The sequence below is a fragment of the Burkholderia sp. MSMB1498 genome (genome assembly GCF_001526245.1).
In the GTDB taxonomy this organism is placed as follows: Bacteria; Pseudomonadota; Gammaproteobacteria; order Burkholderiales; family Burkholderiaceae; genus Burkholderia; species Burkholderia savannae.
Window position 1 is genome coordinate 1 of the sequence record NZ_LOYJ01000107.1, and the last position, 21,599, is coordinate 21,599.

At 66.0% G+C, this 21,599-nt stretch carries 25 protein-coding genes; 14 read left to right on the top strand and 11 right to left on the bottom strand.

Annotation, left to right across the window (positions count from 1 at the left end; genetic code table 11):
- Positions 1-38: 38 nt before the first annotated feature.
- Positions 39-1,058 carry a replication initiation factor domain-containing protein gene (locus tag WS91_RS24185; protein WP_231752084.1) on the bottom strand — a complete coding sequence of 340 codons (1,020 nt, stop codon included), beginning with the start codon at positions 1,056-1,058 and terminating at the stop codon, positions 39-41.
- A 14-nt stretch (positions 1,059-1,072) separates the two neighbouring features.
- The gene (locus WS91_RS36250) at positions 1,073-1,294 is read right to left on the bottom strand and encodes a hypothetical protein (protein WP_011852025.1); all 222 of its coding nucleotides are present in this window, start codon (positions 1,292-1,294) and stop codon (positions 1,073-1,075) included.
- Positions 1,295-1,608: 314 nt separating this feature from the next.
- On the opposite strand from WS91_RS36250, the gene WS91_RS37585 reads away from it, so the two are divergent.
- Positions 1,609-2,316: a helix-turn-helix domain-containing protein gene (locus WS91_RS37585; RefSeq protein WP_059671186.1), complete on the top strand. Its 708-nt coding sequence runs from the start codon at positions 1,609-1,611 to the stop codon at positions 2,314-2,316.
- 29 nt (positions 2,317-2,345) lie between these two features.
- Here the strand turns inward: WS91_RS37585 and WS91_RS36260 are convergent, their stop codons facing one another.
- Complete coding sequence (locus tag WS91_RS36260; protein WP_156432460.1) at positions 2,346-2,573, bottom strand: hypothetical protein; 228 nt, start codon at positions 2,571-2,573, stop codon at positions 2,346-2,348.
- Positions 2,574-2,613: 40 nt separating this feature from the next.
- Positions 2,614-3,036 (bottom strand): hypothetical protein, encoded by a 423-nt coding sequence (locus WS91_RS36265; protein WP_152611655.1) that lies wholly within the window; start codon positions 3,034-3,036, stop codon positions 2,614-2,616.
- A 182-nt stretch (positions 3,037-3,218) separates the two neighbouring features.
- Here WS91_RS36265 and WS91_RS24195 point away from each other — a divergent pair, with 182 nt between their 5' ends.
- The 6 genes from WS91_RS24195 to WS91_RS24220 all read left to right on the top strand — a co-directional run bounded on the left by WS91_RS24195 (position 3,219) and on the right by WS91_RS24220 (position 7,329).
- Positions 3,219-3,581, top strand: coding sequence for a hypothetical protein (locus WS91_RS24195; protein ID WP_038745704.1), 363 nt, complete (start codon positions 3,219-3,221; stop codon positions 3,579-3,581).
- 286 nt (positions 3,582-3,867) lie between these two features.
- Complete coding sequence (locus tag WS91_RS24200) at positions 3,868-4,680, top strand: GNAT family N-acetyltransferase (RefSeq protein ID WP_442854959.1); 813 nt, start codon at positions 3,868-3,870, stop codon at positions 4,678-4,680.
- Between the two features lie 153 nt (positions 4,681-4,833).
- Positions 4,834-5,646: a septum site-determining protein MinC gene (gene minC / locus WS91_RS24205; RefSeq protein WP_059671187.1), complete on the top strand. Its 813-nt coding sequence runs from the start codon at positions 4,834-4,836 to the stop codon at positions 5,644-5,646.
- A gap of 58 nt (positions 5,647-5,704) precedes the next feature.
- A complete protein-coding gene (gene minD / locus WS91_RS24210; RefSeq protein ID WP_038745698.1) occupies positions 5,705-6,520 on the top strand; it encodes a septum site-determining protein MinD in 816 nt (271 codons plus the stop codon).
- Between the two features lie 12 nt (positions 6,521-6,532).
- A complete protein-coding gene (gene minE / locus WS91_RS24215; RefSeq protein ID WP_004186076.1) occupies positions 6,533-6,787 on the top strand; it encodes a cell division topological specificity factor MinE in 255 nt (84 codons plus the stop codon).
- 167 nt (positions 6,788-6,954) lie between these two features.
- Positions 6,955-7,329: a YXWGXW repeat-containing protein gene (locus tag WS91_RS24220; RefSeq protein ID WP_059584444.1), complete on the top strand. Its 375-nt coding sequence runs from the start codon at positions 6,955-6,957 to the stop codon at positions 7,327-7,329.
- Between the two features lie 117 nt (positions 7,330-7,446).
- On the opposite strand, the gene WS91_RS24225 is transcribed toward WS91_RS24220, so the two are convergent.
- Positions 7,447-9,108, bottom strand: coding sequence for a chloride channel protein (locus tag WS91_RS24225; protein WP_059584446.1), 1,662 nt, complete (start codon positions 9,106-9,108; stop codon positions 7,447-7,449).
- Between the two features lie 151 nt (positions 9,109-9,259).
- Here WS91_RS24225 and waaC point away from each other — a divergent pair, with 151 nt between their 5' ends.
- Positions 9,260-10,282, top strand: a complete 1,023-nt coding sequence (waaC, locus tag WS91_RS24230; protein ID WP_038745690.1) for a lipopolysaccharide heptosyltransferase I — start codon at positions 9,260-9,262, stop codon at positions 10,280-10,282.
- A 43-nt stretch (positions 10,283-10,325) separates the two neighbouring features.
- Here waaC and WS91_RS24235 read toward each other — a convergent pair whose 3' ends face one another.
- The 4 genes from WS91_RS24235 to WS91_RS36965 all read right to left on the bottom strand — a co-directional run bounded on the left by WS91_RS24235 (position 10,326) and on the right by WS91_RS36965 (position 13,483).
- A complete protein-coding gene (locus WS91_RS24235) occupies positions 10,326-10,508 on the bottom strand; it encodes a hypothetical protein (RefSeq protein ID WP_038745688.1) in 183 nt (60 codons plus the stop codon).
- Positions 10,509-10,686: 178 nt separating this feature from the next.
- Complete coding sequence (locus WS91_RS24240) at positions 10,687-12,000, bottom strand: MFS transporter (protein ID WP_059671209.1); 1,314 nt, start codon at positions 11,998-12,000, stop codon at positions 10,687-10,689.
- Between the two features lie 353 nt (positions 12,001-12,353).
- Positions 12,354-12,848, bottom strand: coding sequence for a TonB family protein (locus tag WS91_RS24245; protein ID WP_038745686.1), 495 nt, complete (start codon positions 12,846-12,848; stop codon positions 12,354-12,356).
- Between the two features lie 281 nt (positions 12,849-13,129).
- The gene (locus tag WS91_RS36965; RefSeq protein WP_197422275.1) at positions 13,130-13,483 is read right to left on the bottom strand and encodes a hypothetical protein; all 354 of its coding nucleotides are present in this window, start codon (positions 13,481-13,483) and stop codon (positions 13,130-13,132) included.
- 30 nt (positions 13,484-13,513) lie between these two features.
- Here WS91_RS36965 and WS91_RS24255 point away from each other — a divergent pair, with 30 nt between their 5' ends.
- Positions 13,514-13,984 carry a GFA family protein gene (locus WS91_RS24255; protein ID WP_038745682.1) on the top strand — a complete coding sequence of 157 codons (471 nt, stop codon included), beginning with the start codon at positions 13,514-13,516 and terminating at the stop codon, positions 13,982-13,984.
- Positions 13,985-14,511: 527 nt separating this feature from the next.
- On the opposite strand, the gene WS91_RS24260 is transcribed toward WS91_RS24255, so the two are convergent.
- Entirely contained in the window at positions 14,512-14,886 is a 375-nt protein-coding gene (locus WS91_RS24260) for a hypothetical protein (RefSeq protein WP_038745680.1), read from the bottom strand.
- Between the two features lie 135 nt (positions 14,887-15,021).
- Positions 15,022-15,297 (bottom strand): hypothetical protein, encoded by a 276-nt coding sequence (locus tag WS91_RS24265; RefSeq protein WP_038745822.1) that lies wholly within the window; start codon positions 15,295-15,297, stop codon positions 15,022-15,024.
- A gap of 1,445 nt (positions 15,298-16,742) precedes the next feature.
- On the opposite strand from WS91_RS24265, the gene WS91_RS36970 reads away from it, so the two are divergent.
- From WS91_RS36970 to kdpC, 5 genes are all read left to right on the top strand, one after another.
- Positions 16,743-16,847, top strand: a complete 105-nt coding sequence (locus tag WS91_RS36970; RefSeq protein ID WP_197419483.1) for a potassium ABC transporter ATPase — start codon at positions 16,743-16,745, stop codon at positions 16,845-16,847.
- Positions 16,844-16,939, top strand: coding sequence for a K(+)-transporting ATPase subunit F (kdpF, locus tag WS91_RS24270; protein ID WP_038745678.1), 96 nt, complete (start codon positions 16,844-16,846; stop codon positions 16,937-16,939). Before WS91_RS36970 ends, kdpF begins: the two co-directional genes overlap by 4 nt.
- Positions 16,936-18,744, top strand: a complete 1,809-nt coding sequence (gene kdpA / locus WS91_RS24275) for a potassium-transporting ATPase subunit KdpA (protein WP_059644937.1) — start codon at positions 16,936-16,938, stop codon at positions 18,742-18,744. Before kdpF ends, kdpA begins: the two co-directional genes overlap by 4 nt.
- Positions 18,745-18,838: 94 nt before the next feature.
- Positions 18,839-20,923 carry a potassium-transporting ATPase subunit KdpB gene (gene kdpB / locus WS91_RS24280; protein ID WP_059584640.1) on the top strand — a complete coding sequence of 695 codons (2,085 nt, stop codon included), beginning with the start codon at positions 18,839-18,841 and terminating at the stop codon, positions 20,921-20,923.
- A gap of 15 nt (positions 20,924-20,938) precedes the next feature.
- Complete coding sequence (gene kdpC / locus WS91_RS24285) at positions 20,939-21,520, top strand: potassium-transporting ATPase subunit KdpC (protein ID WP_038750976.1); 582 nt, start codon at positions 20,939-20,941, stop codon at positions 21,518-21,520.
- Positions 21,521-21,599: the final 79 nt, after the last annotated feature.

Genomic DNA, 21,599 nt, shown 5'->3' on the forward strand with positions numbered 1-21,599 from the left:
CGGTCATTCGTGTCCTTCGACGGACATCATGACATTCGTCATCGAACGCTCCTAGACGGTACTGGTCTCGCGCTTACCTTGATCTCAATCTTTTCCGGCGTACGTGATGCATCGAGTAGCCGCAGGCATGGATACGCACCCACGAAGTAGCTCGAAGGATCAAGCAGCACGTCGAGCGGGATAACCCGCTTGTTGTTACGAAATTCAACCTCGATGCGCAGCCATTCGGAATTCGCGTCACCTTGCTCGCGGCCCTTCTCATAGGCACGGCACAACTTTCCGTTTCGGCGCAAGCCGATGTACACGCTACGACCCTTGCCGTTCGGCTTCTTCCAGTCGCCCTTGTGCTCATGATGCGGGGCGTTCACCGAGCACGTGAACAGACCATCGTCATACCAGTTGTCGACCTGATCGACCGTGTACTCGCCTTGCATGCAGTCATGCGCGAGGTCAACGCGCGTGATCGTCGGCCGAACGGCTGTATCGACAAGGAAATCGTGGAGGCGTGACTCCCAACCGGCTTTGGCTGCAATGCAGCCCTGACCGCTCAGGTTGATGAGCATCGTTCCGCGCTGGCTCGCGCCACCAAAGGCGACGTGACCAAAGTTCTCACCGAGTTCCCACGCATTCGTATAGAAGTCGCGACTCTTCTTCAGGTCGCGCGTGACGCCGAAGCCGAAAATCTTAGTAAGGTGCTTGCTCGCTTCGAAGATAAACGCCTCATCGGCAACAAGCTGAATGCCGGCCGTCCGGTTCCATGTTTCCTCGCCGACCGTGAAACGAAGCGTGTCGACCATTGCGACCTGTTCGTTGGTCGGTCGACGGACGAGGATCGTTTTCAATTCGCCGGTATCCGTCATGACGAGCTGTAGCTCTTGCACCGTCGCGATCGCCGGCCGTTCCGTTCCCCCCCTGTTAGTCCGGGGGGGGCAAAAAGCAGCGGCGGTGCCGCTGCTGTCCTCGCTGCCGCTGCGGGCAGGAGCGGCACCGCCGCTGCGCGAGTCGGATTTAGGAGTGCGAATGGCCCCGGACTGAAGTGCGTTCTTCAACTTGCCCATGCTCGACCTCAGGCTTACTTGACTTGGGACGGCGGCAGGCCGCAGACGCTGCAACCGCGCTCGTCCGCGCCACACCACTCGCAGGAATTTTCGTTACGCATAACGGGAATCAGGCGACGGCGGGCGCGGAAGTTCGCCGCGCGCTGAGCACCGGTCATCGCATTGGGCTTCGCCGGACGCCCCGGTCGGTTGCCGAACATGTCGGCCGTGTACTTGTCAAGCCCTTGCTTCGCCATGAAGGCCCCCGAGACGTTGTAGTTTTCCCGCCGCGTGGGCGGACCGCTTCAAAAAGGGCGGGGGCCAAAAGGCCGCCCGCCAAAACCGTGCACTCCGTGGGGCCGAAAGAGCACGGCTAACGAGGCATAACCGAACACCGAAACGCGCCCCACGAGCCACGCAGACCACCTCAACCCGACCGCCGCCCCGGGCGGGTTTACCTTTCCGCCCAAGCTGATAGACTGCTGGCCGTGACAGATGGGAAAATTTTTTCCCATCTGTGCAAACGAGACGAATTATTTGGACAGTTGGGAAAATTGTCAAGGATATCCGTATGACGATTGGCGAACTACTCGACGCTGCAAAGCGCAAGCACGGCTCGCTCGGCGCAGTTGCCGAGCAAATGGGCATCGAGCAATCGCGCCTCTCCAAGTGGCGGTCGGGCGACCGCAAGCCGGATGCGGGCGAAATTCTGCTGCTGGCCGAACTAGCTGGACTTCCCCCGCTGGAAACCCTCGCAGAGGTGGAGCAAGGCATGGACTCGAAGCACGCGCCAGCGTGGGCACGAGCATTGGGAAACCTGCGCGCGGCGGGGGTCACCGCGTCCGTGACACTCGCACTCGCGACCTCTTTGATGACCTCGACTGACGCGAAAGCCGCAACCGTCACGGCGAACAGCGGCAGCGATCAGTCGCGCGCCGTCGACGCGTCGACCGAAAGCGGCGTTGCGGCAGCACTGGCGGGCATCCTGTCGATTGGCGGCTTTGGGTTCGTAATCCACCCTTTCCGCCAGATGAGAGAGCAATCTCGGATTGCTCTTAAGGAAGCGCCGGATTCTATGGAAGAATCCGGCGTTTTTTTATGCCATACGAGCATCGATTACGCCGGAGTTTCCGCTCAAGAACAGGAAACGCGTGCGCGGATCGAAGCGTCGGCGAAGACCGGCGTCGACGCATTCCACAAGAAAAACGGCTCCGCGCAACGCTGCGACGACCCGTTCCAGACACGCTCCCCAGAAATCTCAAGCGCGGCGACACGCTAGCCGTCTACCAGCTCGACCGCATTGCGCGGTCAAACACATGCTGAGCAGCATCGATGGGATGCAGGAACGCGGCGTGGGATTTTGAGAGCCTGGCCGGGCGCATCGACACCAGTTCCCCCGCCGATGAGTACCGCGTCGCCATCCTTCACGCTGAGCGACGATTCGAACTCGCGCGTGTTCTTCGTCGGCGAATTACTGACGCCGGTCGTCGTGCGCACGAAATCGTTTATCTCCTTTGTCACAGTCAAGCCGATCATGCTCGCCTGAGCGGTTGGCTGAACCGGGAAGATCGCGTCTTCATTCCGATACTTCAGGCTCCATGCCGGCGCGCGCCGTCGCGCCGGGATACGGCGCGGCACCACGATCGGCGCCGATTGCTCGACGTTTCAACATGTCAACGCATACCTGCCTCGATCGCACGCGCAGATTCGGCGAAGTCACAACCTTGAGTCGCGAATCGCGATTCAATGCCGCAATCGCGGCTTCGAACCTACCCGCAAGCAGCCGTGTCACGTTCGAATCATCGCCGACGCGGCCCGCGCCGACGAGGCGCGAGCCCCCGACGCATCCACCCAAGAGACTCAGCGCAAACCGGAACGCGGAGTCGTGATTCGCTTGCTCAGTAACCTCATGCGCCCGCGGCTTTGCCGTCGTCGTTGTAACGTCGCGCGTCGACGAAGCGCCCGGCTTTGCACCGCGCCGGCGCCACGAGTTTTCCATGCGACAGAGCGATGATGCAGGGGCGACTTTCGGTCTCCCTATCATTTCTGGTAGTTGCACCGCCAATTCGATTGCGAGCCCAATGAGAAGAGAGGGCGATGCGTCGGCGATGCGACTGGCCGACGCTTGTCGCCCTCACCAGAGGTTCTAAATGTACGTGTACTCGGTAAAAGGAGAATCACATGAACATCAATGGAACTTATAAATCCCAGGACGGCGCTTTCACGTTGACGATCGCCAACGCAAACGAAGGGAACGGGACATTCGGCGGAAGCTACGTTTCGAAATACACGCCGCAGGGGCAGCAGACCTTCGGCGTGCTCGCCGGAATCTGGAACTACGTGGGCAACGTGACCACGCCCAACAGCATCGCGTTCATCGCGAATATTCGGCCTGCCAACTGGCCTTATTGCATTCAGGACACGTGGAGCGGCGTCATGACTCAGCAAGGGCAGATTTTGCTGAACGGCGTTCGCTCATATCTGAACGCAGACGGCACGTACGTGCTGTCCTCGTTGGGAACGATGCCCTTTAGCGCCCAATAGGGCGGGGCGTGCGCCCGACGCAACGCGAGGTGGCGGTTCGCCCGTGCGCCGCAGCTGTTGGTTCCGGGCGGAAACCGGCCCGCCGCAAGCCGACTGCGCACGCGGCCTCCTGCGTTGCAAGTGGAAAGCCCGCGACGTTGCGGGCTTTTTCATACGCTACGCGGCTTTGCGCCTTCGGGAACCACCGGATTTCCGTGCCGCAGCCGCTCGATGCCCCTGCATCCATGGGGCAGGGCGCTTCGGGCCCGGACGGATGCGCGTCGTTTCGTTCCGCGTCGGCCCGCCGATGAGCGCGGCGTTGCCGTTACCGACACGGCTCGCCTGTTCGGGCATTCGGCGCGGACGTGCGCGGCCGTGCGCATGGTCGCCCTCGTGTCGGCGGACCGGTGAGGCGACGTCCGCGCCCGTGCGACGCGACAGCCGGCAGATCGGTTCATCGCATATTGCTGCGCTGCCGCATAAGCGCGAAATTGCGCGCGATATCGTGCTTATCGACGACATTTCGCAGCCATTCGGAAATTACGATTTGACTCATGCCCCGCTTTCGGTTGAAGCTAACGGCTTGCTGTCCGAAGGGGGCTGTGCCTGCATGAGTTCGACCTTGACTGTTCGTCGTATTGCCGCGGATCAAGGCGGCGTGTATCGCGAACTGCGCGCCGCCTCGCTGCGCGAGCCCTATGCGAGCGGCGAGACGCCGGAAGCCGAGCTGGCCGTCGACGCCGCGAGAGCGGCGGCGATCGCGCAGCAGCGCGCGACGTCCGACGAATCGACCACGTTCGTGTTGTACACCGAAGGCCATCCGGCCGGCATGATCGGCGCGTATTTCGACAGCACGCCCGCGCGTCGCGCGTTCGTGAGCGAGCTGTGGGTCGCGCACGCGGTGCGTCACCTGCGCGGCGGCGTGCTGCTCGTCGACACGGCGCGCTCGTGGCTCGCGTCGCGCGGCGCCGTCGAGATCTGCGCGTGGATCGCCGACCAGAACCGCAGCGCGATCCGTTTCTACGAGCACGTCGGCTTCGCCGACACCGGCGAGCGGGCGCCTATCACCCGCGTGCCCGGCGCGATGAAATCGCTGTTTGTCTGGCGCGAGCACGCGTAAGCGGCGTGCGAACCGATCCCGTTCCCTCCTTGCCGCGCCCGGACCGGGCGTCGCGGGCGGGCGCCGCGCCGCGCGGGCGCCCGGCGCGCCCGAAAATGATGGCCCCCGGCGTGGACGCCTGTAAAATACGCAAAATTTTTTTGCAGGACGTCCATGTCGCTTAAAAAATCGCCATTCTTCGAACTGCGCAGCGGTTCGGTCGACACGTTGCTGTTCATCGTGAAAACCGCCGACCTCGATGCGTTGCGCGCCGAGTTGGTCAAGCGTTTCGAAGCGACACCCGAATTTTTTGCGGACGACGTCGTCGCGATCGACGTGCGGCGGCTCGCGGACAACGAACGCGTCCCGCTCGACGAAATCCGCCGGATGCTGAACGACGTGCGGATGCGGACGATCGGCGTGGTCGCGCAGCCCGGCCAGCACGCATGGGCGGCGGGCGGGGACTTGCCGCTTCTCGAGGCGCGCGATCGGCGCACGTCGGCGCCGAAGGCGGCGGACGACGCGCCCGCGCAGCCGGCGGAGCAGGACGCGCCAGCCGCCGGGCAGGCCGCGCTCTTCGCCGAAGCCGGCCCGTCCGGCGTCGAGGCGCCCGCGCAGTCGGCGAGCGCCGCGCCCGCCGCCGCGCCGCAATCGGCGACGCTCGTCATCGACAAGCCGCTGCGTTCAGGACAACAGATTTACGCGAAGGGAGATCTCGTGGTGCTCGGCCCGGTCAGTTACGGCGCCGAGGTCATCGCGGAAGGCAACATCCACATCTACGCGCCGTTGCGCGGCCGCGCTCTCGCGGGCGTGCACGGCAATCACGACGCGCGCATCTTCTGCACGTGTCTCGAACCGGAGCTGATCTCGATCGCGGGTATCTATCGGACCACCGAGAACCCGCTGCCGGCCGACGTACTCGGCAAGTCGGTGCAGATCCGGTTGGAACAGGAAAAACTGATGATCGAACCGCTGCGCCTCACGTAACACGCGTGGCGCGGCAATCGGGTCGGTCGGTCCTCATTGACGAACACAGGGTAGGTAAATGGCAAAAATCATCGTGGTGACTTCGGGCAAGGGCGGCGTGGGCAAGACGACGACGAGCGCGAGCTTCGCTTCCGGTCTCGCGCTGCGCGGTCACAAGACGGCCGTGATCGATTTCGACGTCGGTCTGCGCAATCTCGACCTCATCATGGGCTGCGAGCGCCGCGTCGTCTACGATCTCGTCAACGTGATCCAGGGCGAAGCGAACCTGAACCAGGCGCTCATCAAGGACAAGAAGTGCGAGAACCTGCACATCCTGCCCGCGTCGCAGACGCGCGACAAGGAAGCGCTGACGCGCGAGGGCGTCGAGAAGGTCATCAACGACCTGATCGCGATGGATTTCGAATTCATCATCTGTGATTCGCCCGCGGGCATCGAGTCGGGCGCGCTGCATGCGATGTACTTCGCGGACGAGGCGCTTGTCGTGACGAACCCGGAAGTGTCGTCGGTGCGAGACTCGGACCGCATCCTCGGCATCCTGTCGTCGAAGACGAAGCGCGCGACGGAAGGCAAAGATCCGATCCGGGAGCACCTGCTCATCACCCGCTACAACCCGAAACGCGTGACCGAAGGCGAGATGCTGTCGCTCGACGACATCAGCGAGATCCTGCGCATCAAGCTGATCGGCGTCGTGCCGGAGTCCGAAGCAGTGCTGCACGCGTCGAACCAGGGCCTGCCCGCCGTCCACCTCGACGGCACCGACGTCGCGGAAGCCTACAAGGACATCGTCGCGCGCTTCCTCGGCGAGGACAAACCGCTGCGTTTCACCGACTATCAGAAGCCGGGCCTGCTGCAGCGCCTCTTCGGCTCCAAGTAACGGAGGCGCGTCATGTCGATTCTGTCGTTTCTGCTCGGTGAAAAGAAGAAGTCCGCGGCCGTCGCGAAGGAGCGCTTGCAGCTCATCATCGCGCACGAACGCGTGGGCGGCCGCCCGCCCGCCGATTATCTGCCTGCGCTGCAAAAGGAGCTCGTCGCGGTCATTTCGAAGTACGTGAAGATTTCGAACGATGACATCCGCGTGAGCCTCGAGCGCCAGGACGATCTGGAAGTGCTCGAAGTGAAGATCGAGATTCCGCAAGCCTGACGCATTTCCCGCCTCATCGCGCGCGGTGCGTGGCCGCCGCGCGAGGCCTTACTTCTCGTTGCACTTTCGGGCCTCCCGTAACGCAGCGTCTGTCCGCCGTTACGCCTTCCCGAGCATTGAATGGATACGCTCTCGTCGCGTATCCAATCACATTCTCGGAGGCAAGGATGTCTTTCTCTCTTCATCGTGTCGTGCTGCCGTTCGTCGTCGCGGGCGGGGGCCTTTGCGCGGTCGCCGCGCCGCTCGCCGCGAGCGCCGGCGAGATCATCGTTGCGCAGGCGGCGCCGGGCGTCGTCGTCGAGCCGGCCGCCGCGGAAGTCGTCGTCGTTGCGCCGAGCGCGCCGCCGCCCGTGCGCTACGAGGTCGTGCCCGAGCCGCGTGTCGGCTATGTGTGGGATCGCGGCCACTGGCGCTGGGATCATGGCCGCTACGTGTGGATCGCCGGGCATTGGGAAGCCGAGCGCGTCGGCCTGCACTGGGAGCCGGGCCACTGGGCGCAGCGCGGGCCGGGCTGGGTCTGGATTCGCGGCCACTGGGCTTGAGGAGGGCCGGGCGATGAAACGAACCTTGTTCGCGCTTGCGCTCGTCGCGCTGACGCTGGCCGGCTGCGTCATCGTGCCGGCGCGGCCGGTGTACTACCGGCCGGCGCCCGTCGTGATCTATTGAGCCGGGCGATGCGGCGGCTCGCGATGCGGTGCGCCGTTCGACTGCGGCGGGGAGGCGTCGGCGCGCGCCGTCGGCTCGCCGTCTGCGTCGAGCGCCGAAGCCGAGTCCGCTTGCGCGAGCGGGGCCGCACGCGAGGCGTCGGCCTCGCTCGCCGCATCGGCGGCGTGCGTCGCGGCATTCGCGCCGCCGAGCTTTTCCATCGTCGCCGTATCGTTCGCGTCGGCGGCCGGCGTGCCGTCGTCGCGCAGCGTATCGAGCGGATCGGCGGGCGCCGACTCGGCGTCTTCGGGCATCTTGAGCGCCGTGATGCCGGTGTGCGCGGGAGCGGCGGCGGCGGGCGCGGCCGCCGCGTGCTTCGGCTGCGGCGGCTTCAGATAGCGCTCGGCGAGCGTTTCGTAGAGGGGCGGCACGAACAGGCGCGACACGCGGCTCGCGATCAGCGCGGTCGCCATCAGCGAGATCACGAGCGCGTGGCCGTTGATCATCTCCATCACGATCACGAACGACGTGATCGGCGATTGCGTGACGGCCGCGAGATAGCCGACCATCGCGAGGGCGATCAGCATCGGCAGATGCATCCCGCTGAACACGTAGTGCAGCAGATTGCCGAAGCCCGCGCCGATCGACAGCGACGGCGCGAAGATCCCGCCCGGAATCCCGGGCAGATACGACGCGACCATCGAAGCCATTTTGAGCAACGGATACAGGACGGGCAGTTGTTCGCGGCCGTCGAGGAGCCCGCGCGCCTGCGCGTAGCCGCTGCCGAACGTCGTGCCGCCGGATGCGACGCCGACGGCGGCGATCGCGACGCCGCACGCCGCCGCGAACACGATCGGACGCTCGCGGTAGAGCGTCAGCAGCCGCGCGGGCAGCCAGCGGCCGGTGTTGAGCAGCAGCCAGCCGAACAGGCCGCCTGCGACGCCCGTGACGAGCGCCGTGAGCAGCACGGCGGGCGCGAGCATTTTCGGAAATTGCAGGCCGATGTCGATCGTGCCGAAGTACGTGTAGTTGCCGTTCATGCCGAGCGCGATCACGCCGGCGATGATGATCGCGGTGATGAGCACGCCGCTCGCGCGCGCCGAGAAGCTGCGGCTCAACTCCTCGATTGCGAACACGATTCCCGCGAGCGGCGTGTTGAACGCCGCGGACAGGCCCGCCGCCGCGCCCGCGAGCACGAGCTGCCGTTCGATCAGCGCGTTCGAGCGCGGGTAGAAGCGGCGCAGGTTGAACATCAGCGATGCGCCGATCTGCACGGTCGGCCCTTCGCGGCCGATCGTGAAGCCGCCGACGATGCCGAGCCACGAGATCAGGATCTTGCCGAACAGGATGCGCAGCGTTAGCAACCGCGAGCCGAACGCGCTAGGCTGTGCGTGCAGCGTGGCGATCACCTGAGGAATCCCGCTGCCTTCCGCGCCGCGAAAGAAGCGGCGCGTGAGCCAGACGGACAGCGCGGCGACGGCGGGCGTCAGCAGGAACGGCAGCCACGGGCGGCCGCGCTCGAGCGTGCGGAACGCATCGTAGCCCCAATCGATGAGCCGCGCATACATGACGGCCATCAGGCCCACCGCGATCGCGCCGAGCCAGAACACGCCGTACTGGCGCCAGATCCGCTGCGTGCGGCGCGTGAGAGTTGGAATCAGGCGAGGGCGTTGCATGGGCAGTGATGCGAGCAAAAACGAAATTATAAGGAGCGCAATGCATGGCCGCGACGACGTCGAGTGATCGTAATTTGATTGTAATTTTTGTCTTCTGCGATTCGATCTAATTAGAATGCCAAACTAACAAGCTGGAGACATCCACATACAAATGAAACGTATTCTCATTGTGAAGGTGACATCGCTCGGCGATGTCGTGCAGACGCTGCCCGTCGTCGCGGACATCCATCGCGCGTTTCCGGGCGTGCAGGTGGATTGGGCCGTCGACGAATCGTGCGCCGACGTCGTGCGCTGGAGCACCGGCGTGAGCCGCGTGCTGTGCGCGCCGCTGCGGCGTTTCAAGAAGGCGCGCAGCCGCGCGGACCTGCAGGTGATCGCGGCTTCGATCGGCGAGCTGCGCGCATACCGTTACGATGCGGTGATCGACCTTCACGGAGTCTACAAGAGCGCGATCATTTCGTTTCTCGCGCGCGCGCGCCGGCGCTACGGCTACCGGAATCAGGATCTCGGCGAGCTCGGCGCGATGTTCGCGTACAACGGGCGCTTCGGCCCGCGCCCCGCTTGCGATGCGTGGCACGGCATGCGCGTGAGCGCCGGCGAGGCGCTCGGCTACGAGCCGCAGGGCCGCGCCGATTACCTGCTCGAAGTGCCGCCGGAGTCGCGCGAGCCGCATACGGCGCCGCTCGCGGCGCACGCGGAGCCGGCCGGGCCGTATGCGCTGTTCTTTCACGCGACGTCGAACGACGACAAGCGCTGGCCGGCCGATCACTGGGGCGCGCTCGCGCGCGAGATGCTCGCCCGCGGGCTGCACGTGCTGCTGCCGTGGGGTGGCGAGCACGAGCGCGAGGAGGCGCAGCGGATCGCCGCGCACGCGCCGGGCGCCGTCGTGCTGCCCAAGCTGACGCTCACGGACGTCGCGCGCAAGATCGATCGCGCGACGCTCGTCGTCGGCGTCGATACCGGCTTCGTTCACATGTCGCACGCGCTCGAGAAGCCGACCGTCATGATCTTTCGCGCGACGTCGCGCCAGCATCTGGGCGTGGGCGGCGCGCCACAGTCGCTGTCGATCGGGGACGAAGGCTCCACGCCGAGCGTCGACGACGTGCTCGGCGCGGTCGAGCGCGTCTATCCGGCGGGCACGATGGAGGAGCCGCGGCGCGTCGCCGCGATGTAGGCGTGCGCGGGCATGCGCGGCCCGTTCGCCGGGCGCGGCGCGCTCAAGACATCAGTAATTCGAACGCGATCACGGCCGCAATGGCCGCGAGGTTCGCGGCGAGCGCTTCGAGCGCGATGCCGAGCCAGCTTTTCGGCCTGAAGTGCGCGGCAAGCAGCAGCGCGCCGCCGAGCGACAGCGCGAGAATCAACACGAGATCGGAGTTCTGCAGGCGAATGAGGTCCATCGCGGCGGCTCCTGTCGGCTGATGCCGAATGCGTCGCGCTCGCCGCGCTGCGCGGCAGGCGTTCGTCCATCGAGTATAGGCACGGCGACGCGTAACGAAAACGCGGCCGGCCGCCGCTCGTTCGACGCGGGCGGGGGGGCACGATCCGGATCGCGCGGCCCGCCCGTCGCTCGCGCGTTCAGGTCAGCTTCGCGTCGCGCGTCTCGCGCATCAGCAGCACGCCGACGAGGCTGATCGCCGCCGCGACCGACACGTAGCCGCCTACCCACGCGAGCCCGCCGCGCGCGGCGAGCAGCTGCGCGATGTACGGCGCGATCGACGCGCCGAGAATGCCGCCCAGGTTGTACGCGACGCCCGCGCCCGTGTAGCGGACGTTGGTCGGAAACAGTTCCGGCAGCAGTGCGCCCATCGGCGCGAACGTCACTCCCATCAAGAACAGCTCGATCGTCAGGAACAGCGCGACGAGCGCCGTCGAGCCGCTGCCGAGAAGGGGCGCCATCGTGAAGCCCGACAGCAGCGCGGCGATCGAGCCCGCGATCAGCACAGGCTTGCGGCCGAAGCGGTCGGCGGCCGCGGCGGCGAGCGGCGTCGCGAGCGCCATGAACAGCACCGCGAAGCACAGCAGGCCGAGAAAGCTCTGGCGCGAGAAATGCAGCGTCGCGACGCCGTACGACAGCGAGAACACCGTCGAGATGTAAAAGAGCGTGTAGCAGACGACCATCGCGAGCGCGCCGAGCAGCGTCGGCCGCCAGTGGTGCGCGACGAGCGCGGCGATCGGCACGCGCACGCGCTCGTGCCGGTCGAGCGCGGCCTGGAATGCGGGCGTCTCGGCGATCTTCAGGCGCACGTACAGGCCGACCGCGACGAGCGCCGCGCTCACGAGAAACGGAATGCGCCAGCCCCACGAGCGGAACTGCTCGTCGGACAGCGTGAGCGCGAGCGCGAAGAAGAGGCCGTTCGATGCGAGAAAGCCGATCGACGGGCCGAGCTGCGGGAACATCCCGAACCAGCCGCGCTTGCCGGCGGGCGCGTGCTCGGTCGCGAGGAGCGCGGCGCCGCCCCATTCGCCGCCGAGGCCGATGCCCTGGCCGAAGCGCAGCACGCAGAGCAGCACCGGCGCGAGCGCGCCGATCGCGTCGTAGCCGGGCACGAGGCCGATCGCCGTCGTCGACACGCCCATCACGAGCAGCGACGCGACGAGCGTCGATTTGCGGCCGATCCGGTCGCCGAAGTGGCCGAACAGGAACGAGCCGATCGGCCGCGCGATGAACGCGATGCCGAACGTGACGAACGCGGACAGCGCCTGCGCGGTCGCCGAGCCGTGCGGGAAGAACACGGGACCGATCACGAGCGCGGCGGCCGTCGCGTATACGTAGAAGTCGTAGAACTCGATCGCCGTGCCGATGAAGCTCGCGAACACGATGCGCCGATGGCTCGTCGTGCCGGCTGCGCGCGGCGCGGCGGCGGGAGCGGAAAGACGGGTATCCGACATGCGGGTCTCCGGTTGTGGCGGTACGACGCCCGGCGGCTCGCGCATCGCTCGTCGCGCGCGAGCGGCGGCCGTCGCTCCTTGATTCGAATCGAGAGTCGGGTGCGACGCGAAGCGGGCGGCGCATGCCGGCGGTTCGCGCGCGGCCGTGCGACGGCGCACGCCATGCCCATGCGGGCCTTTGCGTGCCCGCGTGTCGTCGATGCGTGGCGCGGCTTGCCGGATAGGCGCGACGCGCTAGCGGGCCTTGCGGCCGAACGGGGTGCGGGAAATTATAGCGACGCGGGCGCGAGCCGTCGCGCCGCGTGCGGCGGCGCGCGGGCGGACGGGAACGGCGGTTCGCGCCCGCGTCCGGTTCAGTTGAGCGTCTGCGCTTGCGGCGCCGCTTTCGTGCGCAACTGGAACTGGCCGTTGTCGTTGAAGAGCCAGCTTTCCATCAATTCGACCTGGCCGCGCCCGTCGAGCATCTTCGCGGGCGGCGGCGGCAGCGGCGCGGCGCGGCGCAGCGACGCGAGCGCGATGCCTTCCGCTTCGTCGTCGCCGTTGCTGCGATAGACGGCCGATTTCACGAGCTGCCCGTTGCGATCGACGGTGAACGCGACGACCACGAGCGAGCGCAGCATCGCCTGGGGCGTGCCGCGCAGGATGCGATCCGAATTGCGATTGGCGATGCGCTCGGCGACGGCCGCACGGTATTCGGTGGCGCTCATCGACGGCACGCTCGGCACGACGACTGCGCCGTGCGGCGGCGGCAGCGTGATCGTGCATGCGGCGAGCGCGGCCGCGCACGCGGACAACACCGCGCCGCGCCATGCGGTTCGGATTCGGACGGAGTCGGAGCGCGTCGTCATGATCGCCTCCCTGGGGATCGGCGGAGCACCGATTTCATGATAGGTCCGCGCGCTCGGCGGTGCATCGGGACAAACGATCGACGTGATCGCGAGAACCGGTTCGCCCCCGCCGCGTAATCGCTCCGTTCGCGGTGGCGGCCGCGTTTGCGCTCGCGGCGTAAGGCAATTGTCGCCGCGGCGATGTCGACGAGGCGGTGACGTGGAGCCGCCTCGCGTCGCCGCCGATCGAGCGCCGAATCGTGTGCTCGCGGTCGCATCGATCGAGAGGTTTCTTCAAGCCGCTATCGGCGGCAGCCGGAAGTTCGTGCTGGTGCGAGCGATGTCCGAAGCGATATCCGATGCGCGCCCTTCGACAATGCGACGATGCGATATGGCGGCGCTCGCCGTGCCGCGCGATTTCGCCGTCGAACGGAGCGAATCTGCGCGGCTTGTTCGATCCGCACCGCGCTCGAAAACGGGTTTTCGACCGGCACCGTCACGCCGAACACGAAACGCATGCGCTCACGCCGGCGGTTTCGTCGGCGAAGCCGCGACGCACCGGCATCGGCATCGGCTGCGGCTTCGGCTTCGGCTTCGGCTTCGGCATGCGCGATGCGCGTTGATCGCCTTTCCCGATCCGTAATAGGATGGCCCATCCTCGATTGTCCACCAACGAAGAGAGCGCAATGGAAGACTGGAAATTGCCCTGGACGGGCGGATGCCGCTGCGCAAGGCTGCGCTTCGAGATCACCGCACCGCCGCTGCTGACGATGGCGTGTCACTGCACCGGTTGCCAGAAGATGAGCGCAAGCGCCTTCTCGCTGTCGATGGCGATTCCCACGCAGGGTTTTCGCGTGACTGAAGGCGAGCCGGTTGTCGGCGGCCTGCACGGCGAGCAGATCCGTCACCGGCATTGTGACTGGTGCAAGAGCTGGGTGTTCACCGAGCTCGAACCCAGCATGGGATTCGTCAACGTTCGCCCGTCGATGCTCGACGATTTCGGATGGTTCACACCTTACGTCGAGACCTATACCAGCGAGGCGCTGCCTTGGGCGAGGACCGGCGCGATGCACGGTTTCGCGACGTTTCCGCCGCTCGAGGATTATGGCCCGATCGTCGCCGAGTTCGCGCGGAAGGGGCCACGCCCTGGGCGATAGGCGGCACATCATGGGCCGCCGCCGGGAGATCGATGCGAGGTTCTCATCCCGTGCGGCGCGCGACGGGAATCGTCGCGCTCGTGCTCGGTGGCTTCGCGGCGCGATGCGCGAGCCGAGGAACCGCCGCGGGGAGCGAGCGATTCGCGATAGAGGCTCGTTGCTCGTTCGCGAAGGACGGTCTTCCCGAATTCGCGGTCGATCGTTTCCGGTTCGTTTCCGATGTGTTTCCTGCGGCCTCGAGTCGTTTCGCACGTCGACGTCGCCATTGTGTTGCGAGCCCCCGGCCGGAGTTTGCTGATCGCGCGCGCAACGCGGACATGCGCGTTGCGCGAAGAACGCATTCGCAGGCGTGCCGATCAGTGCGGCGAAAGCCCCAGCGTTCGTGTCGCAGGCGATCGCGCGCCAGCGCGACGACGGAAACGCCGCGCGGGGCGCAAGCGCCCGAGCCGCTCACCGGGAATCGCGCGGCGGCCGGACGCCGAACGCTCGTCCGCGCCGCCTTCACTCGCGCCTATTTTCACTCGCGCCTATTCGCAACGTTTCATCTTCAGGACGCGCGAAACCTGACCAGTCGTGAACCCGCTGTTGCGCACAAAAGGCGTGCAGTCGAGCGGTGCGGTCAACGATTCGCTGACCGCAAACAGGCCGATGAAACGAAACGCGTCCGTCTCCATCTTGATGAACACGGGAATGGCGCCGCCCTGATTGGCGAGCGTCCTGCCGGCGGCTCTTGCCGAAGCGCTGCCGTCGCAGATGATGACATCGGGCGCTTGCGGATTGAGATCCGTCCGCAGGCAGGCGGCGACGACCTTGCCGTTCTTCGTGGGCAAAAACGCCTGCTTGCTGCCGCCGCAGGCCGTGTGGATGAATTCGCGCGTGTAGTTCTTGTTGATTTCAAACATGTCGATGCTCCAGATTCGTCGAATGCAATGCATGCGAGCGGGCATGCCCGTGAATCAAAATCGCTCGAGCCGTCCGGCGCGTGTTGCGGCGATGCACATGTTGCCTCTCACGCGTTCGGCGACGCGCGCTCGAAATCAGGATCGCCGGCTCGGCCGCCCGACGCTCTCCCGCGGGATCAATTCGCTCAGGATGCGCAGCAGGACTTTTCCTTTCCGCGTGATCGAGAACTTGGGCGCGCCCTTTTCCCGATCGATCAGTTCCGCCAGCCCTGCGTCGCGGAGCATCGTCATGTCGAGCGTTCCCCGCTCGATTTCGACGGGCGCATGTTCGAGCAGCATCAGCGCCGCCATTTCATGCGCGCTCAGCCGCGGCATGCTCGCCGGCGCCGAATTTCCATGGAACTCGTTCATCAGCAATCCTTTCTTCAACACGCATGGCGCACATGCGTATCGCATCGTTCGCCACGCGCAAAACGATGCGAAGTCCGAAGGGGCGGGCGAAGAGCAGGAGCCGCGTCGTGTCGACGGTCGGCCCGTCCCGGCTCTCGGGATTCGGCCCGGGCGCGTCGACGCCGTCGGAAGGCCATTGCCAGATATCAGCTCGATGGCGACGTGCCGCGCCTCGGAACGCGGGCATCGTGCGCGCGTTGCGGTTTCCGCGAGCGAACGCAGCCCCGCATGGCGCGCTGCCGCCGGAGTTGCGGCAGCCGGGCCATTCCTGCGGGCCGAAGGACACTCGGGAAGGGTAGCTAGCGGTGCGCACCGCCCGCCTTTCGGCAGGACGATGGCTCGAGGAAAAGAGCTTGCGTCCTGCCTGTCAGGTAGCGATGCAACTTGGGGGACGAGGACATCGGATGGTCATGTCGCCGGCTCTCGGTTGGATTACGGTTGATATTTTATTGAGCCGCGATCCGGTGACAAGTAAAAAGGTCGTAAATGAGGATGGGGCGGCGCGCTTGTCGATGCGTGTTCCGCGCGTAGCGCGGGGCGGCGGAATGTCGAGAGCGCGATGCAGGCGCACGCGCTCGGCCGTCGCCGCGGCGCCGCCACGTTCGCGCCGGCGCGCCTCACCGACACGCGGCGCATCGCATCCGGACGAATCATCGTGGTCCGCACGCGGTCGCGGCATCGCCGACGGTGTGCGTTCACGGTTGAAGAGAGGCGATGGCGTGCCTCTTGCGAATCCGCACGCCTTGCGGATGCCGCTTTCCGTCACCTGCAGTCAGGCGCGGGTGAATGCGCATTCATGCATTCATGCACTCACGCATTCACGACTTGAGCGCGGGAGCGCTAGCGCTCAGGCGTCCCGTCGAAAGATCGCGAATTCTCGCTATCCATTCTTGATTGAGCTCCGAAACGTGAACGGCTATGCATGGCGAGATTCGTGGTGGTCCAACGCCGAACGCCGAACGCCGAACGCCGAACGCCGAACGCCTCCGAATCCGAATCCGAATCCGAGGCGACCCCATCGATACGTCTGCCGGCGTATTGAAGTTCGAACAGAAAACGAAACGAAGTCGAACCGCGTTCGACGCGGCGATGCAAAATTTCGGCGTTGGTCACAGAGTTGACTCACGTCAATTGTCTGTAAAAACGCGTGACTAAGCTACGTCCGAGCGCGGGACGCCGACGCAGGCGTGCTGCGCCGAAGTGATCAGGGGTTCTATTCATTTCGCATCGAGCCGCTCGAAGTTGCTCGACGCTCCGATGCGACGGCGCGCATTCGCTTTCTCTCACCCGACGCCTCCGCCGTTTCTGTTTACGCAACTTTTATAGTCCCGCGCTTCGGTTTTTCGGGAAGTTTACCGTGGCTCTCATACGCTGGGTTTAGCGGGTTTCCGCTTGGAGGCGCGACCATGGATCTCCTTTACCTCATCGCCATCGGCGTATTCGGCGGCTTGATCGCCGCGATGATCGCCGGTTGCGACAAACTGCGCCGCACGTCGGGAGGCCGCTCATGAGTGCCTGGATGATGTGGCTCGCGGGCGCCGCGACGGCCGTCTTGTTCGTCTATCTCCTCTATGCGCTTCTGCGCGCGGAGGATCTCGAATGAACCTGAACAATTCGATCCAGACGGGCATTTTTATCGTCTTATTGATCGCGCTGGCGATTCCGCTCGGGCGATACATGGCGAATGTGCTCGACGGCAAGTCGGCGATCGTGCTCCGCGTAGGGCGACCGGTCGAGACCGCGCTGTACAGGCTAGCCGGCGTCGATTCCGCCGCGGAGATGTCGTGGCGGCAATACGCGATGGCCGTCGTCGCGTTCAACGCGCTCGGCGTCGTCGTCGTGTACGGCGTGTTGCGCATCCAGCAATGGCTGCCGGGCAATCCGCAAGCATTCGGCCCGATGACGCCGGACGCCGCGTTCAACACCGCGGTGAGCTTCGTCACGAACACCAACTGGCAGGACTACACGCCGGAGCAGACCGTCAGCTATCTGACGCAGATGGCCGCGCTGACGGTGCAGAATTTCTTTTCGGCGGCCACGGGCATTGCCGTCGTGGTCGCATTGATCCGAGGCTTCGCGCGCCATACGTCGAAGACGATCGGCAACTTCTGGGTCGACTTCACGCGCATCACGCTCTATATCCTCATGCCGGCCGCGCTCGTCGTCGCCGTCGCGCTCGTGAGCCAGGGCGCGATCCAGAACTTCTCGTCGTATGTCGACGTGCCGACGTTGCAGGTCACGCACTACCAGGCGCCCAAGACGGACGCGCAAGGCAATCCGGTCAAGGACGCGAAGGGCAATGCGGTGATGGCGGACTTCACGGCCGACAAGCAGACGATCGCGATGGGGCCCGTCGCATCGCAGGAAGCGATCAAGATGCTCGGCACGAACGGCGGCGGATTCTTCAATGCAAACTCCGCGCATCCTTACGAGAATCCCACGCCCGTCGCCAATTTCACGCAGATGATCGCGATACTGATCATCCCCGCCGCGTTGTGCGTCGTGTTCGGCCGCATGGTGGGCGACCGCCGGCAGGGCCATGCGATTCTCGCGGCGATGACGATCGCGTTCGCCGTTGCGTGCTGGGGCGAAATATCCGCGGAGCAGGCCGGCAATCCCGTCTTCACGACGCTGAACGTCGATCAGCGCGCGTCGCCCGTTCAGGACGGCGGCAACATGGAAGGCAAGGAAACCCGATTCGGCATCGCGCAGTCGGGCATCTTCACCGTCGCCACGACGGCGGCGTCGTGCGGTGCGGTGAACAACATGCACGATTCGTTGACGCCGCTGGGCGGATTCGTCCCGCTGATGCTGATCCAACTCGGCGAAGTGATCTTCGGCGGGGTGGGTTCCGGACTCTATGGAATGCTCGTCTTCGCGTTGCTGGCGGTGTTCGTCGCCGGGCTGATGATCGGACGAACGCCGGAGTACGTCGGCAAGAAGATCGAATCGTACGAGATGAAGATGGTGTCGATTGCCGTTCTGCTGACGCCGCTCCTCGTGCTCGTCGGCGCGTCGGTCGCCGTGCTGTCGGCGGCCGGCGTGGCGGGCGTCGCGAATCCGGGCCCGCACGGCTTCTCGGAGATTCTCTACGCGTACAGCTCGGCCGCGAACAACAACGGCAGCGCGTTCGCGGGCCTCTCGGTCAACACGCCGTTCTACAACGTGACGCTCGCGATCGCGATGTGGTTCGGCCGCCTCGGCACGATCATTCCGGTGCTCGCGATCGCGGGCTCGCTCGCGGACAAGAAGCGCATCGCGGTGACGGCCGGCACGCTGCCGACGCACGGTCCGCTGTTCGTCGTGCTGCTGCTCGGCACGGTGCTGCTCGTCGGCGCGCTGACCTATGTGCCGGCGCTCGCGCTCGGCCCGGTCGTCGAGCATCTGATGATGATCGCCGGTCATTGACGTCGTTCATGGCGAGGTAGACATGATTCAGGATAACCAAGCATCGCAACATCGCCCCGACAACCTCGGGCACGCGCGCCTCGCGGCGCGCTCGATGTTCGATCCGGCCATCGTCCGGCCGGCTTTGGTCGATTCGTTGCGCAAGCTCGCGCCGCGCACGCAGTTGCGCAACCCGGTGATGTTCTGCGTGTACGTCGGCAGCATCCTGACGACGGTCCTGTGGATCGCCGCGCTGCGCGGCGACGCCGAGGCGCCCGCGGGCTTCATTCTCGCGGTCGCGCTGTGGCTGTGGTTCACCGTGCTGTTCGCGAACTTCGCCGAGGCGCTCGCCGAAGGGCGCTCGAAGGCGCAGGCGGCATCGTTGCGCGCCGCGCGGCACGACGTGATGGCGAAGAAGCTCGAGGGGCCGCACCCGAAATCGCCGATCCGCATCATGACCGCGAGCGACCTGCGCCGCGGCGACGTCGTGCTCGTCGAGGCGGGCGATGCGATTCCCGCGGACGGCGAGGTGATCGAAGGCGTCGCGTCGGTCGACGAATCGGCGATCACCGGCGAATCGGCACCCGTGATCCGCGAATCGGGCGGCGATTTCTCGTCGGTGACGGGCGGCACGCGCGTGCTGTCCGACTGGATCGTCGTCCGGGTGACGGCGAACCCGGGCGAGGCGTTTCTCGACCGGATGATCGCGATGGTCGAGGGCGCGAAGCGCAAGAAGACGCCCAACGAGATCGCGCTCACGATCCTGCTCGTCGCGCTGACGATCGTGCTGCTGCTCGCGACGGCGACGCTGCTGCCGTTCTCGATCTTCTCGGTCGCGGCAGCCAAGGCGGGCCATCCCGTCACGATCACCGCGCTCGTCGCGCTGCTCGTGTGCCTGATTCCGACGACGATCGGCGGCCTGCTGTCCGCGATCGGCGTGGCGGGCATGAGCCGGATGATGCAGGCGAACGTGATCGCGACGTCGGGGCGCGCGGTCGAGGCGGCGGGCGACGTCGACGTGCTGTTGCTCGACAAGACGGGCACGATCACGCTCGGCAACCGTCAGGCGTCGGCGTTCTACCCGGTGTCGACCGTGACCGAGGAGGCGTTCGCCGATGCCGCGCAACTGGCGTCGCTCGCCGACGAGACGCCGGAGGGCCGCAGCATCGTCGTGCTCGCGAAGCAGCGCTTCAACATCCGCCAGCGCGACATGGCCGCGCTGCACGCCGTGTTCCTGTCGTTCTCCGCGCAGACCCGAATGAGCGGCGTCGACCTGTCCCCCGCAGGGGCTTCCGCCGGGGCGCCGAGCCGCGAGATACGCAAGGGCGCGGCCGACGCGATCAAGCACTACATGGAAGCGCACAACGGCAGCGTGCCCGCCGAAGTCGACAGCATCGTGAAGGACATCGCGCGGCGCGGCAGCACGCCGCTCGTCGTCGCCGAATTGCGCGACGGCATCTCGCGCGTGCTCGGCACGATCGAATTGAAGGACATCGTGAAGGGCGGCATCAAGGAGCGCTTCGCCGAGCTGCGCAAGATGGGCATCAAGACCATCATGGTGACGGGCGACAACCGGCTCACCGCCGCGGCGATCGCGGCGGAGGCGGGCGTCGACGATTTCCTGTCCGAGGCGACGCCGGAAACGAAGCTCACGACGATTCGCGAGCATCAGGCGCAAGGGCGGCTCGTCGCGATGACGGGCGACGGCACGAACGACGCGCCGGCGCTCGCGCAGGCGGACGTGGCCGTCGCGATGAACACGGGCACGCAAGCGGCGAAGGAAGCGGGCAACATGGTGGATCTCGACTCGAACCCGACGAAGCTGATCGAAGTCGTCGAGATCGGCAAGCAGATGCTGATGACGCGCGGCTCGCTCACGACGTTCTCGATCGCGAACGACGTCGCGAAGTATTTCGCGATCATTCCGGCGGCGTTCGCGACCACGTATCCGCAGTTGGGCGTGCTGGACATCATGCGTCTGACGTCGCCGTCGTCGGCGATCCTGTCCGCGGTGATCTTCAATGCGCTCATCATCGTCGCGCTGATCCCGCTCGCGTTGAAGGGCGTGAAGTATCGCCCGCTCGGCGCGTCGGCGCTGCTGCGCCGCAATCTGCTGATCTACGGGCTCGGCGGCATTCTGTTGCCGTTCCCGTTCATCAAGCTGATCGACGTGATCCTGACCGCGCTCGGTTGGGCATAACGGGGGAGCGACATCATGAAGACGCTGATTCGGCCGGTGCTCGTGCTGTTCGCCGCGCTGACGCTGATCACGGGCGGCCTCTATCCGCTCGTCGTGACCGGGATCGGGCAGGCCGTGTTTCCGTGGCAGGCGAACGGCAGCCTGCTCACGCGCGACGCAAGGGCGATCGGCTCGGCCGTCATCGGTCAGCAGTTCGATGCGCCGCAGTATTTCTGGGGGCGTCTGTCGGCGACCACGCCGAATCCGTACAACGCGCAGGGATCGAACGGCTCGAATCTCGGGCCCACGAACCCGGCGCTCGCCGAAGAAGCGAAAGGGCGGATCGACGCGCTCAAGGCCGCGGGAACGGACGTGTCGAAGCCGATTCCGGTGGATCTCGTCACGTCGTCGGGCAGCGGCCTCGATCCGGAGATCACGCCGGCCGCGGCGGCCTATCAGGCGGAGCGGGTGGCGAAAGCGCGGGGCTTGTCCGTCGATCAGGTCAGCCGCCTGATTGCCGGCGGCACGAGCGGGCGCCAGCTCGGCGTGCTGGGCGAACCGCGCGTCAACGTGTTGAAGCTGAACCTGGCGCTCGACGAAGCGAAGCCGATGCGCTGACCGGCGATCGATGGCGGGCCGTCGTGAGCGATCCGGCAGGGCGCTCCAGGCCGGGCGTCGCGCGCGGGGCCGGCGAGCG

Excerpts from the sequence above, each read along its gene's own strand:
- WS91_RS24195 (WP_038745704.1), top strand. The coding sequence starts at position 3,219 with ATGAACATCAATGGAACTTATAAATCCCAGGACGGCGCTTTCACGTTG.
- waaC (WP_038745690.1), top strand. The coding sequence starts at position 9,260 with ATGAAACGTATTCTCATTGTGAAGGTGACATCGCTCGGCGATGTCGTG.
- WS91_RS36970 (WP_197419483.1), top strand. The coding sequence starts at position 16,743 with ATGGATCTCCTTTACCTCATCGCCATCGGCGTATTCGGCGGCTTGATC.
- WS91_RS24200 (WP_442854959.1), top strand. The coding sequence starts at position 3,868 with ATGAGCGCGGCGTTGCCGTTACCGACACGGCTCGCCTGTTCGGGCATT.
- minC (WP_059671187.1), top strand. The coding sequence starts at position 4,834 with ATGTCGCTTAAAAAATCGCCATTCTTCGAACTGCGCAGCGGTTCGGTC.
- kdpF (WP_038745678.1), top strand. The coding sequence starts at position 16,844 with ATGAGTGCCTGGATGATGTGGCTCGCGGGCGCCGCGACGGCCGTCTTG.
- minE (WP_004186076.1), top strand. The coding sequence starts at position 6,533 with ATGTCGATTCTGTCGTTTCTGCTCGGTGAAAAGAAGAAGTCCGCGGCC.
- minD (WP_038745698.1), top strand. The coding sequence starts at position 5,705 with ATGGCAAAAATCATCGTGGTGACTTCGGGCAAGGGCGGCGTGGGCAAG.
- WS91_RS24220 (WP_059584444.1), top strand. The coding sequence starts at position 6,955 with ATGTCTTTCTCTCTTCATCGTGTCGTGCTGCCGTTCGTCGTCGCGGGC.
- WS91_RS24255 (WP_038745682.1), top strand. The coding sequence starts at position 13,514 with ATGGAAGACTGGAAATTGCCCTGGACGGGCGGATGCCGCTGCGCAAGG.
- WS91_RS24185 (WP_231752084.1), bottom strand. The coding sequence starts at position 1,058 with ATGGGCAAGTTGAAGAACGCACTTCAGTCCGGGGCCATTCGCACTCCT.
- WS91_RS24265 (WP_038745822.1), bottom strand. The coding sequence starts at position 15,297 with ATGAACGAGTTCCATGGAAATTCGGCGCCGGCGAGCATGCCGCGGCTG.
- WS91_RS36965 (WP_197422275.1), bottom strand. The coding sequence starts at position 13,483 with ATGGGCCATCCTATTACGGATCGGGAAAGGCGATCAACGCGCATCGCG.
- WS91_RS36265 (WP_152611655.1), bottom strand. The coding sequence starts at position 3,036 with ATGGAAAACTCGTGGCGCCGGCGCGGTGCAAAGCCGGGCGCTTCGTCG.
- WS91_RS24235 (WP_038745688.1), bottom strand. The coding sequence starts at position 10,508 with ATGGACCTCATTCGCCTGCAGAACTCCGATCTCGTGTTGATTCTCGCG.
- WS91_RS36260 (WP_156432460.1), bottom strand. The coding sequence starts at position 2,573 with ATGATCGGCTTGACTGTGACAAAGGAGATAAACGATTTCGTGCGCACG.
- kdpA (WP_059644937.1), top strand. The coding sequence starts at position 16,936 with ATGAACCTGAACAATTCGATCCAGACGGGCATTTTTATCGTCTTATTG.
- WS91_RS24240 (WP_059671209.1), bottom strand. The coding sequence starts at position 12,000 with ATGTCGGATACCCGTCTTTCCGCTCCCGCCGCCGCGCCGCGCGCAGCC.
- WS91_RS37585 (WP_059671186.1), top strand. The coding sequence starts at position 1,609 with ATGACGATTGGCGAACTACTCGACGCTGCAAAGCGCAAGCACGGCTCG.
- WS91_RS24260 (WP_038745680.1), bottom strand. The coding sequence starts at position 14,886 with ATGTTTGAAATCAACAAGAACTACACGCGCGAATTCATCCACACGGCC.
- kdpB (WP_059584640.1), top strand. The coding sequence starts at position 18,839 with ATGTTCGATCCGGCCATCGTCCGGCCGGCTTTGGTCGATTCGTTGCGC.
- kdpC (WP_038750976.1), top strand. The coding sequence starts at position 20,939 with ATGAAGACGCTGATTCGGCCGGTGCTCGTGCTGTTCGCCGCGCTGACG.
- WS91_RS36250 (WP_011852025.1), bottom strand. The coding sequence starts at position 1,294 with ATGGCGAAGCAAGGGCTTGACAAGTACACGGCCGACATGTTCGGCAAC.
- WS91_RS24245 (WP_038745686.1), bottom strand. The coding sequence starts at position 12,848 with ATGACGACGCGCTCCGACTCCGTCCGAATCCGAACCGCATGGCGCGGC.
- WS91_RS24225 (WP_059584446.1), bottom strand. The coding sequence starts at position 9,108 with ATGCAACGCCCTCGCCTGATTCCAACTCTCACGCGCCGCACGCAGCGG.